Origin of the sequence: Micromonospora citrea (genome assembly GCF_900090315.1) — a bacterium.
GTDB lineage: Bacteria > Actinomycetota > Actinomycetes > Mycobacteriales > Micromonosporaceae > Micromonospora > Micromonospora citrea.
The window spans coordinates 1,306,082-1,323,675 of record NZ_FMHZ01000002.1; the positions used below are offsets into that span (position 1 = coordinate 1,306,082).

The 17,594-nt window shown below is 74.2% G+C and carries 14 protein-coding genes and 2 pseudogenes; 7 read left to right on the forward strand and 9 right to left on the reverse strand.

Annotated features, from left to right (window positions below; genetic code table 11):
- Positions 1-7: 7 nt before the first annotated feature.
- The 5 genes and pseudogenes from GA0070606_RS06160 to GA0070606_RS06175 form a co-directional block, all read right to left on the reverse strand.
- Positions 8-573 (reverse strand): annotated as a pseudogene (locus tag GA0070606_RS06160) (transposase).
- Between the two features lie 66 nt (positions 574-639).
- Positions 640-885, reverse strand: coding sequence for a hypothetical protein (locus tag GA0070606_RS32385; protein WP_176737247.1), 246 nt, complete (start codon positions 883-885; stop codon positions 640-642).
- An 89-nt stretch (positions 886-974) separates the two neighbouring features.
- A complete protein-coding gene (locus tag GA0070606_RS06165; protein ID WP_091095860.1) occupies positions 975-1,454 on the reverse strand; it encodes an anthrone oxygenase family protein in 480 nt (159 codons plus the stop codon).
- Positions 1,447-2,409 carry a carboxymuconolactone decarboxylase family protein gene (locus tag GA0070606_RS06170; RefSeq protein WP_141721598.1) on the reverse strand — a complete coding sequence of 321 codons (963 nt, stop codon included), beginning with the start codon at positions 2,407-2,409 and terminating at the stop codon, positions 1,447-1,449. The genes GA0070606_RS06165 and GA0070606_RS06170 overlap by 8 nt, the downstream gene beginning before the upstream one ends.
- Positions 2,410-2,493: 84 nt before the next feature.
- Positions 2,494-4,692, reverse strand: a complete 2,199-nt coding sequence (locus tag GA0070606_RS06175; protein WP_091095864.1) for an MMPL family transporter — start codon at positions 4,690-4,692, stop codon at positions 2,494-2,496.
- 464 nt (positions 4,693-5,156) lie between these two features.
- On the opposite strand from GA0070606_RS06175, the pseudogene GA0070606_RS33155 reads away from it, so the two are divergent.
- Together GA0070606_RS33155 and GA0070606_RS06185 are read left to right on the forward strand one after the other, a co-directional pair.
- Positions 5,157-5,341: pseudogene (locus tag GA0070606_RS33155) on the forward strand (DUF397 domain-containing protein).
- Between the two features lie 28 nt (positions 5,342-5,369).
- On the forward strand, positions 5,370-8,027 hold the full coding sequence (locus GA0070606_RS06185; protein ID WP_091107365.1) for an ATP-dependent RNA helicase: 2,658 nt from the start codon (positions 5,370-5,372) through the stop codon (positions 8,025-8,027).
- 146 nt (positions 8,028-8,173) lie between these two features.
- On the opposite strand, the gene GA0070606_RS06190 is transcribed toward GA0070606_RS06185, so the two are convergent.
- Positions 8,174-8,899, reverse strand: coding sequence for a PP2C family protein-serine/threonine phosphatase (locus GA0070606_RS06190; RefSeq protein WP_091095866.1), 726 nt, complete (start codon positions 8,897-8,899; stop codon positions 8,174-8,176).
- A gap of 290 nt (positions 8,900-9,189) precedes the next feature.
- Between GA0070606_RS06190 and GA0070606_RS06195 the strand changes: the two genes are divergently transcribed.
- The 4 genes from GA0070606_RS06195 to GA0070606_RS06210 all read left to right on the forward strand — a co-directional run bounded on the left by GA0070606_RS06195 (position 9,190) and on the right by GA0070606_RS06210 (position 13,943).
- Positions 9,190-11,802 (forward strand): glycoside hydrolase family 9 protein, encoded by a 2,613-nt coding sequence (locus GA0070606_RS06195; protein WP_091095868.1) that lies wholly within the window; start codon positions 9,190-9,192, stop codon positions 11,800-11,802.
- Between the two features lie 193 nt (positions 11,803-11,995).
- Positions 11,996-12,931, forward strand: coding sequence for a hypothetical protein (locus GA0070606_RS06200; protein WP_091095870.1), 936 nt, complete (start codon positions 11,996-11,998; stop codon positions 12,929-12,931).
- Between the two features lie 50 nt (positions 12,932-12,981).
- Positions 12,982-13,239, forward strand: coding sequence for a hypothetical protein (locus GA0070606_RS31860; RefSeq protein WP_141721599.1), 258 nt, complete (start codon positions 12,982-12,984; stop codon positions 13,237-13,239).
- 170 nt (positions 13,240-13,409) lie between these two features.
- Entirely contained in the window at positions 13,410-13,943 is a 534-nt protein-coding gene (locus GA0070606_RS06210; protein ID WP_091095874.1) for a GNAT family N-acetyltransferase, read from the forward strand.
- Between the two features lie 53 nt (positions 13,944-13,996).
- Here the strand turns inward: GA0070606_RS06210 and GA0070606_RS06215 are convergent, their stop codons facing one another.
- From GA0070606_RS06215 to GA0070606_RS06225, 3 genes are read right to left on the reverse strand one after another with little or no spacing between them, the layout of a single operon-like run.
- Positions 13,997-14,962 carry a TIGR03885 family FMN-dependent LLM class oxidoreductase gene (locus GA0070606_RS06215; protein ID WP_091095876.1) on the reverse strand — a complete coding sequence of 322 codons (966 nt, stop codon included), beginning with the start codon at positions 14,960-14,962 and terminating at the stop codon, positions 13,997-13,999.
- A gap of 54 nt (positions 14,963-15,016) precedes the next feature.
- Positions 15,017-16,429 carry an NADP-dependent succinic semialdehyde dehydrogenase gene (locus GA0070606_RS06220; protein ID WP_091095879.1) on the reverse strand — a complete coding sequence of 471 codons (1,413 nt, stop codon included), beginning with the start codon at positions 16,427-16,429 and terminating at the stop codon, positions 15,017-15,019.
- Positions 16,430-16,441: 12 nt separating this feature from the next.
- Positions 16,442-16,705, reverse strand: a complete 264-nt coding sequence (locus GA0070606_RS06225) for a DUF6343 family protein (protein ID WP_091095881.1) — start codon at positions 16,703-16,705, stop codon at positions 16,442-16,444.
- A 159-nt stretch (positions 16,706-16,864) separates the two neighbouring features.
- Between GA0070606_RS06225 and GA0070606_RS06230 the strand changes: the two genes are divergently transcribed.
- Positions 16,865-17,476 (forward strand): antibiotic biosynthesis monooxygenase, encoded by a 612-nt coding sequence (locus GA0070606_RS06230; protein WP_091095883.1) that lies wholly within the window; start codon positions 16,865-16,867, stop codon positions 17,474-17,476.
- The last annotated feature ends 118 nt before the right edge of the window (positions 17,477-17,594 follow it).

Genomic DNA, 17,594 nt, shown 5'->3' on the forward strand with positions numbered 1-17,594 from the left:
CCGCGTTTCAGAAGCGGGGTAGCCACTGGTTGATCGCTACGATGTGCACGGTGGCTTCGTAGCGGACGGCGAGCTTGTCGTACCGAGTTGCTACCCCGCGGTGGCGTTTGAGCCGGTTGATGCCGCACTCCACCGCGTGTCTCTGCTGGTAGATCACCGGGTCGAAGACCGGTGGCCGGCCGCCCTTGGAGCCCTTCTGCAAGTTGCCCCCTTTTCCGTGCTCCAGCGGCGTGCTGGTGCACCCGGGCACTGGTGGAATCCACGCTGACGTCCCACGTGATCGCACCGGCCGCGTCAAGCGCACGCCTGCGACCCGGTCGCGAGCCGCTGCCACGTGCCGTCACGCTGCCAGCGCCGATACAGTCCGTACACCGTTTGCCAGGGCCCGTAGCAGTCCGGCACGTCCCGCCACGGCGCACCGACCCGCGTGCGCCACCGAGTGCCGTCAATGAGCTGCCGTTTACTCCACTTCGGCGGCCGGCCTGGCTTCTTTCCCACTGGCAGCAGCGCCTCCAAGGCCTTCCACTGCCGGTCGGTCAGGTCGTGCCGCCTCGCCGCCGGTGTCGTGGCCACGAGGTCTCCGGTTTCCAGTTCGTCTTGGTCGATGAACTACCTACCGGAGACCTCTTCACTTCTCGATCAACGACAAGCCACAGCCGCACCCACCAGCGCACCCGCCTTTTGAACGCGGCCAGCACGCCTGGCGCTGCGCCGTGCGCACAGCATCGCCTTCGGTTCGAAGCGCATCGGCAGCAGCGGCGCGGTCCGCTCCAGCGCTTGGACCAGGTTGGCGGACGATTCGTCGACGTGCAGCCATCCGGCGCTGACCAGGGCGGCCGGGACACCGCCGGCGATGGCGACGCCGAGCCGAGGACGGCGGTCCACCTTGAGCAGGGTCCTGTGGCGGGTCGGTCCTTCGAGAACGCGGCGGCGGGCGCCCCTACCCCATGAGCGGGTGCACCGCTCACGTGAGGTCAGGACATCGACGCCGCCGTGACCCGGCGTGTCTTGTCGATGAGGACGATCAGCAGTACGAACGCGGTGACTGCGGTGGCGGTGCGGATGTGGTGGTAGACCTCCCAGCGTTGCAGGAGTTCGGCGTGGTCGGGTGGGAGCGAGGCTGCGGACCATGTCTTGATCTTTCCGTTGATGGGGACGTTTCCGAAGCGGGTGACGAGCAGGGAGGTGAGTGCGAGTACGCCCGCTGCGGCGGCGTACCACCGGGTCGCGAGTCGCAGTGTGATCGCGAGCCAGAATGAGGTGAGCAGGCTGACTGCCATCAGCGCCTGCATGAAGATGCCGTTCATGTACATGAGCGCTGTGCGATATTGCAGGTGAACGTCCAGGGGAACCGCGTCGAAGGTGGGGACGACGGAGGCGAGGGCGTAGGCGAACGCGCCGGCGAGCAGCCCGGTGGACAGCAAGGCGAGCGCCTGTGCGGTTCGGCTAAGCATTCTTCGCTCCAGTTGTGTAGGTTTCGACGAGATCTGTTTCGATGTGACTGACGGCGGTCATGGCGCCGTACGCGAGCAGGTGGACGGTGCAGTGGTCGGAGTAGCGCCGATCTGTTGCTCGCCAGGCGGCCACCTGGCCGTCTGTGAGGGCATCGGGTGCGAGGCCGGCGAGGATGGCGACGCGCGCTCCGGTCTGTTCCTGTTCGGGCAGCGTCGACAGCGGCTCGTCCAGTTGGTCGCTGTCGGTGGTGTGGCGGCTTCGATGCGCGCTGATGACGCTGGACACGACGTCGCGGGCGGCAGGGGTGAGCAGCCCGGCTCCTTGCCTGGCGACGGCGGCCAGGGTGGCGTACGCCCTGCCTGCCGGGGCGCCGTCGGCCCATTCCGGTAGTTGCCCTTCGGGCAGCCCGGCCAGCAGTGCCAGGCTGGCGCCAGGTGCCCGGTCGGTCTGCCATCGCCGGAAGACCGGGGCGCCCTCGAAGGCCGGCGCGTCGTCGGGGTTCAGGGTGCCGGGCGTGAGGTCGGCAGGCAGCATGGCGAGCACCATGCGGTTGATGAAGTGGCTGAGCAGTGCTGTGCCGAAGTATTCGGCGACCGGTTCGCCGGGCAGGGTCGCGGGTGCGCCCGGGGTGGCGGTTGATCGGGCCCAGTCGAGCAGTGCCGCGAGCCGCGGGTCGGCGAGGGGTTCGCCCCGGTCAATGACGTCGGCCAGGTCCGGCCGGCCGAGTAGCCGCAGGGCGCCGAGCCAGGCGAGCGTGTCGTAGTTGCAGCGGTTCGCCTGTGACACGCCGAGCGCCACCAGCGTCTTGTCGAGGACGGGTGCGGTTCCGACGAGTTGTGCTTCGCGGGTGAGGCTCCAGCCGGCGGCAAGGATCTCCGGCGCCGGGGAGGTCATCCGCACGGCGGGGCCGATGCTGCTCGACTCGGCGTTGATCTGCTCGTAGACCCTGGCCACCAGTCCCGTGGCCTGCGCGGGTGCGACGGGGGTGACGTGTCGTACGTACGTCGGCATTGTTGATCCTTCCGATGATGTGGAGAGCTAGAGACGATCGGCGAACTGTGGGTGGGTGTCGGCGGCCGGGGGCATCACGATGGGATGCGGCGTTCCGTTCGGATTTCTCACTGGCGGGGCCATCAGGAGGCGGGCAAGCGGGGCGGGGAACCACCAGTTGGCGCGCCCGAGCAGCGCGACGAGGGCGGGCGTGAGCAGTCCTCGTACGACGGTGGCGTCGATGACGATGCCGGCCGCGAGCGCGGTGGCGAAGATCTTGACGTCCGTGATCGGGATGGTGGCCAGGGCGGTGAACGCGAGGAAGAGAATGAGCGCGGCGGAGGTCACCAGTCGGCCGGTGCGGCTGATGCCGGTGACGGTGGCAGCCACCGTGGTGCTCTGGCTGCCTCGCCTGGTCAGGTCGAGGTGTGCCTCGCGGATGCGGTGCAGGATGAACACCTCGTAGTCCATGGACAGCCCGAAGAGGAACGCGAAGACCGCCATGGGCACCCAGACTGTGATCGCGCCGGTGGCGGGGGTGTCGAACAGCGCTTCGCTGCCGTACCCCTTCTGCCAGATGAGCACGACGGTGCCGTAGGCGGCGGCCGTGGACAGCGCGTTGAGGATCAGCGCTTTAAGCGGAAGCAGCACTGACCGCAGTGTCCGAGCGAGGACGATGAAGGTGAGCAGCGCGACCACGACGAGGATGATCGGCAGGGAGCCGTAGACAGCGTCGACGAAATCGGTGTCCAGCGAGGGGCCGCCTCCGGCGAGGGTGCCAGGTTGGGAACGTGCGGTGGCGACGACCTCGGCCACTGTGTCGCGTCCGGCGTCGCTGGCGGGATCGTGGACGGTCCAGACGTCGACCACGTGGACGCCCGCCTTCGACCAGTCCGCGGGAGCGGCTACTCCGGCAACACCGTCGATGGCCCGTAGTCGGTCCGCGAGCGCGGCCGGGTCGCCGTGGGTGAGCACTTCGACCGGGCGGGCGACGCCCGCACCGAAACCGGCCTCGATGAGGTGGGCGTACACGGCGGCGGGTCGCCCGCCGTACCCAAGGACACCGGTTTCCGGCTGGCCCAGCCGGATCCCCAGCGCGGGCGCGGCGAGAGCGATCAACAGCCCGCCGCTGACGACGGCGACGAGGATCGGGCGGCGGGTGGTGATGCGTGCGATGCGGGTCCACAGCCGGCTGTCGGCATTGTGCACGCGGCGCGGCCGGTCGAGCCAACTGCCGCAGGTGTGCAACAGGACGGGCAGCAGGGTCAGGGCGACCGCGACACTGACGAGCGGGATGAGCAGGCCGGCGTAGCCGACGCTGCGAAGGAACGGCACGGGCAGCACGACGAGCGCGGCCAGGGAGATCGCCACCGTGACGCCGCTGAGGGCGACCGCGTGCCCGGCGCTGGCGGCGGCGTTCATGATGGCGGCCGCGCGCTGATGTGGGTCGGCGTCGTCGATGCCTTCGCGTTCCTCCCGCCAGCGGGTGACGACGAGGAGGGCGTAGTCGATGGCGATGCCCAGGCCGATGAGCGCCACCAGGTACTGCACGATGAACGACACGTCGGTCACGCCGGTGAGCAGCCGGACCAGCAGGAACGTGGTGGGAATGGCCACGGCCGCCATGAGCAGCGGCACGAGCGCCAGACCGCTGGCGAACACCACCGCGAGGACGACGAGGGCGCCGACCCCACCGATCAGTGTCTCGACGATCGGATTTCGAGGGGCACCGCTGTCACGTCCGGACAGCACGGGTTGACCGGTGATCTCGACCGGCGCTCCGGCGATCTGAGCGTCCGCGATCGTTTGCCGGATGGTGGGCAGCGACTCGACGTATGGAGATGGGCCGGCGGCGGCGGGCGGATAGATCAGCGCGACGGTGGTGCGTCCGTCCGCCGACAGTAGGGAGCGTTCGCCGCCGCTGGTGTACGAGACGCTCCGCCCGCCAGCCGGCGTCGCCCGCTTCACCAGTTCGCCCCACTGGTCGCGGTACGGTGCGGCGTCCAGGCGTACGCCTTCGGGCGCCGTGACGGTCAGCAGCAGCGGGGCGTTCTTGCCGCCGGTACCGGTGAAACGCTCATCGATAGCGTCGTTGGCGAGTTGGGCGGGCGCGTCCGGCAGACGCGACTCGCTGCTCAACCTGTCGATGGTGCCGCTGACGGTGGCACCGCCAGCCACGGCGAGGACCACCCACGCGAGAACCACCAGCAGGCGGTGAGACAACACCCACCGGGTGAGCGTGCGCATCAGGGCTCCATCCTTTGTACGTCGTGTCGGTGGGTGGCGAAGCCGTGGCAGCTTCTGGCGACGGGTGCGCTGGCGGCAGCCGTGGCGGTGGCGGGACGGAGCAGCGACGCCGGAGCCGCCGCAGCCGTGGCCGCCGCGGCACGCGAGGCGCCTCGTCGAGCCAGTTCACGCACAGGGGTCCTCCCACAATCGGGTCGGGGTTCGTCGGTGCCTAGATCGTGGCCGTGGATCAGCCACCGGTCGTCCCGCCTACGTAGGCACTTTCGGCTGCTGCGTACGCGGCAGGCGGCGCCGCGTCTACCGCGTTCGCGGTACACCGCCGCTCGTTCCCGCAGACGATGTCGTCGCCGACGCCAACCGACCAGGGGTGCCCGCATGAGCAAGATCCCGGCCGGGGTCCGGCACTGAGGGCTCGCTGTGTGCGTGGTGGCGCGAGGGCCGGGTCGGCGGACCCGGCCCTCGCCGTGTCCCACCCACGGCACCGAGCCAGCACCCGCGGCGTGGGCAACGGCAACTGCCTGGAGGTCGCCGGCGTCGACGGGCGGTCGCCGTCCGGGACAGCAGGGACCGGCGCGGGCCGGTGCCGGCGTTCCCGGCGCCGGCCCGGCGGGCCTTCGTCGCCGGCGTCGACGGGGTACGCCCCGGCTGAGCCCCGGCGGGCGGTGCGAGACTGGGCCGTGCTCTCCGACGTGCCCCTCGACCTGCCCGTGCGGCCGGTGCTGCCGCGGCTGGTCGCCGCGCTGCGCGCGGCCGGCACCGGGGTGCTGGTGGCCCCGCCGGGCACCGGCAAGACCACCCTCGCCCCGCTGGCCGTGGCCGACGAGGTCACCGGCCGGGTGCTGGTGGCCCAGCCGCGCCGGGTGGCCGCCCGCGCGGCGGCGCGCCGGATGGCGGCGCTGCTCGGCGAGCCGGTCGGCGAGCGGGTCGGGTACGCCGTGCGCGGCGAGCGCCGGACCGGTCCGCGTACCCGGGTGGAGGTCGTCACCACCGGCCTGCTGGTGCGCCGCATGCACCGCGACCCCGAACTGGCCGGCACGGGCGCGGTGCTGCTCGACGAGTGCCACGAGCGGCACCTCGACGCCGACCTGGCGCTCGCCTTCACCGTCGAGGCCCGGGCGGCGCTCCGCCCCGACCTGTGGCTGCTGGCGATGTCGGCAACCCCCGAGGCGGACCGGTTCGCCGCGCTGCTCGGCGGCGCGGACACTCCCGCGCCGGTCGTCCGGGCGTCCTCGGCCCTGCACCCGGTGACCCGGATCTGGGCGCCGCCGCCGCGGCCGGTGCCCGCGCCCGGCGCCGGGCCCGTCGACCGCAGCCTGCTCGACCACGTCGCGGCGACGGTGCGCCGGGCGCTGCGCGAGCGCGAGGGGGACGTGCTGGTCTTCCTGCCGGGGGCCGGCGAGATCGCCGCCGTCGCGGGCCGCCTGGCCGACCTGCGGGACGGGATCGAGGTGCTCACGCTGCACGGCCGCCAGCGCGCCGCCGAGCAGGACGCGGCGCTGCGACCCGGCGAGCGGCGGCGGGTGGTGCTGGCGACGTCGGTGGCGGAGAGCAGCCTGACCGTGCCGGGCGTCCGGGTGGTGGTGGACGCCGGGTTGTCCCGGGTGGCCCGGATGGACCTGGCCCGTGGCCTGGGCGCGCTGGTCACCGTCGGCGTGTCCCGGGCGGCGGCGACCCAGCGGGCCGGCCGGGCGGGCCGCGAGGCGCCCGGGCACGTCTACCGCTGCTGGTCGCCGGCCAGTCACGAGCGGCTGGCCGCGCAGCCGGAGCCGGAGATCGCCACCGCCGACCTGACCGGCTTCGCCCTGGAGCTGGCCGCCTGGGGGTCGCCGGACGGCGCCGGGCTCGCCCTGCCGGATCCGCCCCCGGCGGCGGGGATGACGGTGGCCCGGGACGCCCTCAGCACGCTGGGCGCGGTCGACGCGGACGGCCGGATCACCGACCGGGGGCGGGCGATCGCCGCCGTCGGCGCGCACCCCCGGCTGGCCCGGGCGCTGCTGGACGGGGCACCCCGGGTGGGCGCCGACCGGGCGGCCGAGATCGTGGCGCTGCTCGCCGAGGACTCGGTCGCCGGGCCGGGCGACGACCTGACCGCCGCCTGGCGCCGGCTGCGCGCGGGCGCGGACCCGGGCGCCACCGCCCGCTGGCGGTCGGAGGTACGCCGGCTGCGCGCGGCCCTGCCCGAGGCTCCCGCCCCGGCGGCGGGGCGGCCGGGCGGGGCACGCCCGTCCCGCGGCGCCGGCGCGGCGACGACCGGCGACCCCGGCCGGGCCCGGCCGGCCGACGGTCGGGGCGCGGCGGCGACCGGGAGCGGCCGGGCAGGTGCCCTTGCCGGCCCTCCCGGCGGCGGCGACCACCTGACCGACGACCTGGCCGTCGGGCTGCTGGTGGGGCTGGCGCACCCCGAGCGCCTGGCCCGGGCGCGGCGGCCGGGCGGCTCGGCGTACCTGATGAGCGGCGGGACCGCGGCGGAGCTGGCACCCGGGTCGGGGCTGGCGGGCGCCGAGTGGCTCGCGGTGGCGGTGGCGGACCGCTCCCCCGGTGCGCCGGCCGCCCGGGTGCGGCTGGCCACCCCGCTCGACGAGGCGACCGCCCGGGAGGCGGGCGGGCCGCTGCTGCGCGCCGAACGGGAGGTCGGCTGGTCCGGCGAGGACGTGGTGGCCCGCGAGGTGGTCCGGCTGGGCGCGATCGAGCTGACCGAGCGGCCGGTCCGGCCCGGCGCCGAGGAGGTGACGGCGGCCCTGCTGACCGGCCTGCGCCGCACCGGCCTGGGGCTGCTCACCTGGACCCCGGCGGCGCGGGCCCTGCGCGAGCGGCTGGCGTTCTGCCGGCACGCGCTGGCCGGCGACTGGCCCGACGTGGGCGACGAGGCGCTGCTCGCCGACGCGCCGGCCTGGCTGGGCCCGGAGCTGGCCGCCGCCCGCCGCCGCGCCGACCTGGCCCGGGTCGACGTCGCGGGCGCCCTGCGCCGGCTGCTGCCGTGGGCGCTGGCGGCGCGGCTCGACGATGTCGCCCCGGAGCGGATCGCCGTGCCGAGCGGGTCGCGGATCCGGGTCGACTACGCCGACCCGGCGGCGCCGGTGCTCGCGGTGAAGCTCCAGGAGACGTTCGGCTGGCGGGACGCGCCGCGCGTCGCCGACGGCCGGGTGCCGGTGCTGCTGCATCTGCTCTCCCCGGCCGGGCGGCCGGTGGCGGTCACGGCCGACCTGGCGTCCTTCTGGCGCACCGGCTATCCCCGGGTGCGGGCGGAGCTGCGCGGGCGCTACCCGCGCCATCCCTGGCCGGAGGACCCGACCACGGCCGCGCCCACCCGCCACGCCACGCCACGCCGCCGCTGAGCTGGGCGGATGCCGGCGAGGGTGCGGCTCGGCCGTCAGGTGCCGGGCGGATGCCGGCGAGGGTGCGGCGTCGGCCGTCAGGTGCCGGGCGCGCCCCTGCCGTCGGCGACGCCCCGAGGCCGTTCGGCCCCTTCGCGGACGCCCGCTCACTCCTCCACGACGTCGGCGACGACCACCGTGACGTTGTCGGGCCCGCCGGCCCGCAGCGCCAGGTCGATCAGCCGGCGGGCGCACTCCGCGCGGTCGGGATGCTCGGCGAGCACCTCGGCGAGCGTGTCCGGGCGGACCACGTTGGACAGGCCGTCGCTGCACAGCAGCCAGCGGTCGCCGGCCCAGGGCACCATTGTCGCGTACGCCGGGGACACCTCGTCGCCCTGCAGCGCCTGGGTGACGACGGCCCGGCGGGGATGGCTGCTGGCCTGGTCGGGGGTGATCACCCCCTGGTCGACGAGCAGTTGCACGAACGTGTCGTCGCGGGTGATCTGCTTGAGCACGCCTTCGCGGTAGAGATAGGCACGGGAGTCGCCGACGTGGGCGAGGGCCAGGCAACTGCCCGTCCGGGCGAAGAGCAGGGCGGTGAGGGTGGTGCCCATGCCCTGCCGCTCCGGATCCTCGGCGACCGCCTGGCGGATCCGCGTGGTGGCCAGCTCGATGCCGCTCTGCAGCGCGGCCACCAGCGCGTCCTCCGGGGTCTCCACGTCCAGCGGAGCGACCGCGTCGATGGCGATCGCGCTGGCCAGGTCGCCGGCCGCCATCCCGCCCATGCCGTCGGCGACGGCGACGAGCCAGGTGCCGGCGTGCAGGGCGTCCTGGTTCCCACTGCGGATCAGCCCACGGTCGCTCGTTCCCACGGAACGCAGCTTCAGGGTCATGGGTGGCAGCCTGCCAGGCCGAGGGCGCCGTTGTCTCTAGGAGATCAGGACCTCGGCGCGTCGCGCGGCGAATCTCACTGCCGCCGGCCGCCCGCCGGCGCGACGGCCCGCCCCGGCGGAACGCCGACGGTCCACCTCGCGGACGCCCGCCACTCATCCAGCCGGATCGATTGACAGCGGCCGGGAGCACTGGAAACATCGGGGCGACACCTGGGAGCGCTCCCAATGCGGGTCGCTCCCACGCGTCACCGCCACACCCGTCCCCCGCCGCCGTCCGGAAGGAACCACCCGTGACGCCACCCCGACGCCGCCTCGCGCTGCTGGCCGCCGCGACCACCCTCGCCCTGGCCGGCGCCACCGCCGGCGCGGCGCACGCCGAGCCGCCCCCCGACGCCCCCGAACAGATCGACAACGGCGACTTCAGCGCCGGAGTCTCCCCCTGGTTCTCCTACGGCACGGGCCCGCTCGCCGTCACCGACGGCCGACTCTGCGCCACCGTCCCCGGCGGCCTGGCCAACCCGTGGGACGCCGGCATCGGCCAGGACGGCGTGCCGCTGGTCGCCGGCGCCGAGTACACCCTCGGCTTCGACGTCTCCGCCACCCCCGGCACCGCCGTCAAGGCCGTCCTGCAACTGGGCACCGCCCCCTACACCACGTACGCCAGCGTCGACGCCACCGCCGGCGGCACCGCCCAGCGCTTCGAGAAGACGTTCACGGTCGCCGAGGGCAACCCGGCCGCCCAACTGATCTTCCAGGTCGGCGGCAGCGCGGCCGAGCAGACCGTCTGCCTCGACGACGTCTCCCTGCGCGGCGGCGACCCGCCCGAGCCGTACGTGCCCGACACCGGGCCGAGGGTGCGGGTCAACCAGGTCGGCTACCTGCCCGGCGGGCCGAAGAACGCCACCGTGGTGACCTCGGCGACCGAGGCACTGCCCTGGCAGCTGCGCTCCGCCGCCGGCGCCGTCCTGGCCAGCGGCACCACCACCCCGCGCGGCGTCGACGCCGCCTCCGGGCAGAACGTGCAGACGCTCGACTTCTCGTCGTACCGGACCCCGGGAGCGGGGCTGACCCTGACCGTCGACGGCGAGACGAGCCACCCCTTCGACATCTCGGGCACCCTCTACGACCGGCTGCGCGCCGACTCCCTCCAGTTCTTCTACGCCCAGCGCAGCGGCATCGCCATCGACGGCGACCTGATCGGCGCCGAGTACGCCCGCCCGGCCGGGCACCTCGGCGTGGCGCCCAACAGGGGGGACACCTCCGTGCCCTGCCAGCCAGGCGTCTGCGACTACTCGCTGGACGTGCGCGGCGGCTGGTACGACGCCGGCGACCACGGCAAGTACGTCGTCAACGGGGGCATCGCCACCTACCAGCTGCTGAACACCTTCGAGCGGACCCGCACGGCCGCCACCGCCGGGCACGGCGCCGCCCTCGGCGACAGCACGCTGCGGGTGCCCGAGCGCGGCAACGGCGTGCCGGACGTCCTCGACGAGGCCCGCTGGGAGCTGGAGTTCCTGCTGCGCATGCAGGTGCCGGCCGGCAAGCCGCTCGCCGGGATGGCCCACCACAAGATCCACGACCGGAACTGGACCGGGCTGCCGCTCGCCCCGCACGACGACCCCGAGCAGCGCGAGCTGCACCCGCCGTCCACGGCCGCCACGCTCAACCTGGCCGCCGTCGCCGCGCAGTGCGCGCGGCTGTTCGCCCCCTACGACGCGGCCTTCGCGAAGCGCTGCGGCACCGCGGCGAAGACGGCCTACGCCGCCGCCAAGGCCAACCCGACGCGGTACGCCAGCCCCGCCGACAGCACCGGCGGCGGCGCGTACGACGACACGAACGTCACCGACGAGTTCTACTGGGCCGCCGCCGAGCTCTTCCTGACCACCGGCGAACAGGCGTACCTGGCGGACCTGACCGCCTCGCCGCACCACACCGGGAACGTGTTCGACCCGCGCGGCTTCGGCTGGCAGGGTGTCGCCGCGCTGGGCCGGCTCGACCTCGCCACCGTGCCGAACGGGCTGCCGGCCGCCGACCTGGCCCGCGTACGCGCCTCGGTGACCGCCGCCGCCGACGCCCACCTCGCCGAGGCGGCCCGGCAGGCGTACGGGCTGCCGATGCCCGGCGACCCGGACAGCTACTTCTGGGGCGGCAACAGCAACGTCATCAACAACGCGGTCGTGTTCGCCACCGCCTTCGACCTGACCCGGGACGCGAAGTACCGGGACGGCGCGGTGCGGACGATGGACTACATCCTCGGGCGCAACGCGCTGAACATCTCGTACGTGACCGGATGGGGCGAGCACGCCGCCGAGAACCAGCACAGCCGGATCTTCGGCCACCAACTCGACCCGGACCTGCCGAAGCCGCCCGCCGGCTCGCTGGCCGGCGGCCCGAACGCCGCCCTGCAGGATCCGTTCGCCGCCAAGCTGCTCGCCGGCTGCAAGCCGATGTTCTGCTACGTCGACGACATCAACTCGTACGCGACCAACGAGGTGGCGATCAACTGGAACTCGGCGCTGGCCTGGCTCGCCTCGTTCCTGGCCGACCAGGGTGACTCGGCGGCGGTGCCGGCGCCCACCTGCTCCGCCACGTACACCAACTACGGCACCTGGCAGGGCGGCACCGGGTTCACCGCCCAGGTGACCATCCGCAACACGGGCACCACCACGGTCGACGGCTGGGCGGCCCGCTTCGCCTTCACCGGCGACCAGAAGGTGCGCGAGGCGTGGCTGGCGAAGGTGACCCAGTCGGGGGCCACGGTCACCGCGAAGAACGAGTCGTACAACGCCCGGATCGCCCCCGGCGGCACGGTGACCTTCGGCTTCAACGCGGTGACCGGCGGCGGCGCCAACCCGGCACCGGGCCTGGTCACCGTCAACGGCGCGGCCTGCACGCTCTCCTGATCCGGTCCACGCCGGCGGTCGGTCACCTCGCTCGCACCGCCCCGGCCCGCGGTGACGAGCGCACCACCCGGATGGTGGCCTCCCTCGCGTCCGAGGGGGCCACCACTCCGGTCGGACCGCGGCACGGGCGTGCCGCCCGCCAACCGTCCGATTCCCGCTCGACGGCCGCCGGAGCGTACGGCAGGGTGGCCGGATGGACGACGCGGAGCGGCGGGTGTGGGGGCGGCTGCCGGACGGCACCCGCACCGCCCTGGCCGGCCTGGCCACGGCGGACCTGCGCACGCTGCTGCTGGCGGTGGCGCGGGACCGGGCGGCGACGGTACGCCCGGCAGACCTGGTCCGCCGCTGGCGGGCGGACCGCTTCACCCGGCCGGCGACGGCCGACCCGCGTGCGCTGGCCGCCGTCGAGGCCCGCCTGTGGGAACTGCTCCCGGCGGAGTTCGCCGGCGTCGGCCTCTCCCCCGTCGCACCGCTCGGCACCTGCTCGGCGGTCGCGCCGGTGAGCCAGGACCGGATCGTCACGACCCTGCGCGCCACCGAGGTGGTCAGCGACCCCACCAACGCCCTCGCGATCGAGGCCGCGGTACGCCGCCGGGAACAGCCGGGCCACGGCGCCGTGCACCTGGCCGCCTGCCACCGGGTGCTGCGGGCGAAGGACTTCGGGCCGGGCCTTCCGGCGCACTTCCGGCTCTTCACGCTGGTCTCGAGCGCCCGCGACACCGGCTCGGGGCGCACCGAGGCACGGCTGCTCACCCTGCACCTGGCGTACTGGCACACGGTGCTCGCCGCCCTGCTGCCGCCCTCGATGGCGGCACGGGTACGCCTGACCGTGCTCGACAACCCGGTCGTCGGCCAGCGGATCGCAGACACGGTCCGCCCGGCGCTCGGCCCGTCGGGCGTACCGCTGACGGACGAGCCGGAGCGCCGGCGCGGCCGGGGCTACTACGTCGATGCCGCGCTGCGGCTCACCGCCGGCGGCGGCGCCGACGAGGTCGAACTCGGCGACGGCGGCTTCACCGACTGGACGGCCCGCCTGACCAGCGACGCCAAGGAACGCTGCCTGACCTCCTGCCTGTCCACCGAGCGACTCGTCGCGCTCACCGAGGACCGGCGGCCGGCAGCGCCCTGACCACGATCAGCCGGCCCGGAGCCTGGCGGAGCCCGCCTACCATCACGACCGTGGATGCGACGGGGTGGATCCTGACCGGGATCGCGGTGACGGTCGCCATCGTCCTGGTCGTGCTGCCGCTGCGCAGACGCCGGGCGTCGTCGTTTGCCGGGCGGGACGCGGCGTTGGCGGCGGCGCGCACGGCCATCCGGCGGTCCCGCCGGGAAGGACGGCGCCGTGGGCGGGGCAGCCTCCGCGGCGAGGGGTACGGCGGGGATCCCGGCACGATGGGCGACGCCAGCTCCGGCGGCTCGGACGGGACGCCCTGACCTTGCGGCGCGACTGTCGCCCGCAGCGGTGAATCGTCCACGACATCAGCTCGACAGCACAAGCGCGGGAAGACCGCCACCCTGGCCCGGCCTCCCCGCGTCGAGGGCCGACCGCCAGCCGGCCCGCGTCGAGGCGCATCGAAACTCGTGGTTGTAGCAGCATGTCCGTCATGACGGACCAGCGAAGCCCGAGTCTGCGTCCCGGTGGCCCGGCGGACGCGCCCGCCGTGCTGCGGCTGCTCGACGACGCCACCGCATGGCTGGTGGCGCGGGGTCGCACCGGCCAGTGGGGCACCGAGCCCGCCTCGACCGATCCGCGACGGATCGGGCAGGCCGACGCCTGGGCGACGGGCGGCGGGCTGTGGTTCGCGATGCTCGGCGACCGGCCCGTCGGCGCGCTGGTGGTGGGCGAGGCGACGGACTACGTGCCGCCGGCAACCGAGCCCGAGCTGTACGTCAACCTGCTGGTCACCGACCGGGCGCACCAGGGTGCGGGGATCGGCGGCCGGCTGCTCGCCCACGCCGCGGAGCTGGCCCGGGAGCGCGGGCTCGGCCTGCTCCGGGTGGACTGCTACGCGGGCGACGACGGCGCGCTGGTCCGCTGGTACGAGCGGCAGGGCTTCACCCCCACCGACCCGTTCACGGTCGAGCGCCCCGGCCGCGACCCGTGGCCCGGGCAGGTCCTCGTGCGCCGCCTGCCCTGACCCGGGCCGCTCGACCCTGGCCGGGACCGCTCAGGCTCCGGGCCGGGACCGGCTCAGCCGGCGCTGCGCACCTTCGGCAGCACCTCCGCGCCGAACGCGTCGATGAAGGCCCGCTGCTCCTGCCCGACGTGGTGCAGGGCGATCTGGTCGAAGCCGAGGCCCACGTACTCCTCCAGCCAGCCGACGTGCCGGCCCAGGTCGGCCGAGACGTTGACGACGTCGTGGACCTTCTCCATCGGCACCTGCGCCGAGACCGCGTCGAAGTGCTCGGCGGTGTCCAGGTCCCAGCAGACCGGCGGCGCGAAGACGTTGCTGCGCCACTGGTCGTACGCGAACCGCTCGGCCTCGGCCTGCTCCGGCGCCCAGCTCACGTGCACCTGCAGGTGCAGCGGCCCGCGCCCGCCGGCGTCGCGGTACGCGTCGATCAACTGCCGCAGGTGGTCGGCCGGGGCGTTCACGGTGATCAGACCGTCGGCCCATTCGGCGCACCAGCGGGCGGTGGCCACACTGACCGCCGCGCCGATCAGCGCCGGCGGCTGCTCCGGCCGGGTCCACAGCTTCGCCCGGTCGACCCGGACCAGGCCGTCGTGGCTGACCTCCTCGCCGGCCAGCAGCGCGCGGATCACGTCCACGCACTCGCGCAGCCGGGCGGTACGCACGTCCTTGCGCGGCCAGCCGTCGCCGGTGATGTGCTCGTTGCTCGCCTCGCCGGTGCCCAGGGCAGCCCAGAACCGGCCCGGGTACATCGCCGCGAGGGTGCCGATGGCCTGCGCGATGATCGCCGGGTGGTAGCGCTGGCCGGGCGCGTTGACCACGCCGAAGGGCAGGTTGGTGGCCTGGAGCGCGGCGCCGAGCCACGACCAGGCGAAGCCGGACTGGCCCTGCCGCTCGCTCCAGGGCGAGAAGTGGTCCGAGGACATGGCGGCGTCGAAGCCGGCCCGCTCGGCGTGGACCACCGCGTCCAGCAGGGCGCGGGGATGGATCTGCTCGTGGGACGCGTGGAAGCCGAACACCGTCATGGCGTCATTCCCTACCCATGACGGCGCCCGGCTACGCCGACCAACCGACCCGGGCTACTCCGCGTGCGCCCCGGCGCCGGCGGAGGCGGCCCCCTCGCCCACCCAGACGGTCTTGATGTTGCAGAACTCCCGCATGCCCAGCGCGGAGAGCTCCCGGCCGTAGCCGGAGTTCCTCACCCCACCGAAGGGCAGCTCCGGGTAGGACGTGGTCATGCCGTTGACGAAGACGTTGCCGGCGTCCAGGTCGGTGGCGAAGCGCTCCTGCTCGGCGGGATCCCGGGTCCAGGCGTTCGAGCCCAGCCCGAAGGCGGTGCCGTTGGCCACCTCGATCGCCTCGTCGTACGACGACACCCGGTAGAGGCCGGCGACGGGCCCGAAGACCTCCTCGGACCACATCCGCATCTCCGGCCGCAGGTCGGTGACCACCGTCGGCGGGTAGAACCAGCCGGGGCCGGCGTGCGGCTCGCCGCCGCAGAGCACGGTGGCGCCCTTGTCGACGGCGTCGCGTACCTGGGCGTGGATCTCGTCGCGGCCACCCTCGCTGGCCAGCGGGCCGACGTCGGTGTCGGGGTCCATCGGGTCGCCGACCCGCAGGGCCGACATGTTGGCGGCGAACCTCTCGGCGAAGGCGTCGAAGACGTCGGCGTGCACGATGAACCGCTTCGCGGCGATGCAGGACTGGCCGTTGTTCTGGCAGCGGGCGGTGGTGGCGACCTCGGCGGCCCGGTCGAGGTCGGCCGACGGCATCACCACGAACGGGTCGCTGCCGCCGAGTTCCAGCACCGTCTTCTTGAGTTCCCGCCCGGCGATCTGGGCGATCGAGCGGCCCGCGCCCTCGCTGCCGGTCAGCGTGGCGGCGCGTACCCGGGGGTCGCTGAGCACCCGGTCGACCTCGGCGGAGCCGACGAGCAGCGTCGTGAAGGCCCCCTCCGGAAAGCCGGCGCGGCGGAACAGGTCCTCCAGCAGCAGCGCGGTCTGCGGCACGTTGGAGGCGTGCTTGAGCAGGCCGGTGTTGCCGGCCATCAACGCCGGCGCGGCGAAGCGCATCACCTGCCACAGCGGGAAGTTCCACGGCATCACCGCCAGCACCGGCCCGATCGGCTGGTAGCGGACGAACGCCCGGATCGCCTTGACCGCTCCCGCGTCGGCGGGCTCGTCGGCTAGGAACTCGGCGGCCTTCGCCGCGTAGAAGCGGCAGGCCGCGGCGCACTTGGTGACCTCGGCCTTCGCCGCCGCGTACGTCTTGCCCATCTCGGTGGTCATGAGCCGGGCGGTCTCGTCGCGGTCGGCCTCCAGCAGCTCCGCCGCCGCGGTCAGCCACCGTCCCCGCTGCGCGATCGTGGTGCCGCGCAGCTGCCGGTACGCCAGGTCGGCGCGGCCGATGGCGGCGTCGATCTGCTCCTCCGACATCGGGTCGTAGCTCTTGAGCACCTGTCCGGTGGCGGGGTTGGTGGTCGCGATGGGCATCTCGTACTCCTGTCACTCGAAGAGTGAGTGGCGGGCACCCGGCTCCTCCCGGCGGCGGGCGGCACGGCGGCGCTGGATGATCACCAGGTCGACCACGGCGACCACCGCGAAGACCACGCAGAGGACCCCCAGCCACACCAGGTCGGCACGGAACGCCAGCACCGCGAAGACGGTCATGGTGACCAGCCCGAACCCGGCGAGCAGGAGGCGCATGTTGAGCGCGCTGTAGGCGTGGCCGACCGTGCCACGGGCGCGCCGGGGCTGCGATCTCGTCATTGCACCGACCTACCCCCGATCGGCCGGCTTAACCCGCCACCGCCTCCGGTGGCACCGTCCGCCACCGCCTCCGGTGGCGGACGGTGCCACCGGTGCGCTGCGTTACACCGGTGCGCCGCGAACGGCCCGATCCGGCTCCGACCGGGGAGGATGGTCGGCATGACCACGACCCACGCGCTGCCGGTGACCGTCGCCGTCGCGCGCCGCACCGACCCCGCCCGGACCAGCGAGATGGTGGCCTGGATGCGGGCGGGCACCGCGCTGGCCGAGGCGTTCCCGGGGTTCCTCGGGTCCGGCTGGGTGCGCACGGCGCCCGGCTCCGGGGAGTGGCACATCATCTACCGCTTCGCCGACCACGAGACGCTGCGCCGGTGGGAGGAGTCACCGCAGCGGCACTGGTGGCTCTCCTCGGCGCAGGGCATCGTCGAGCACACCCGGGTGGAGCGGCGCACCGGCATCGAGGGCTGGTTCGACCCGCCGCGCGAGCAGCTCGTCGAGACCGTGCCGGTCAGCGCCGAGCCGACCGTCCCGCCGCCCTCCCCGCCGCGCTGGAAGCAGGCCGTGACGATCTGGTTGGCGTTCTTCCCGCTCAGCCTCACCGCGACGCTGCTGACCAGCCGTTTCCTTCCCGAGACGCCGCTGGCGGCCCGGGTGCTGCTGATGACCCTCACGCTGACTCCCCTGATGACCTACCTGGTGCTGCCCCGGATCACCCGGGCGCTGCACTGGTGGCTGCACGGCCAGCGTCCGCCGTGGCGCTCGGCCCGCTGACCGCTCGGCCCGCTGACCGGCCGGCGCGCTGACCGCCCGGCGCGCTGACCGGCCGGCGCGCTGACCGGCCGGCGCGCTGACCGGCCGGCGCGCGGCCGAGGCCCTAGCACGCGGAGCC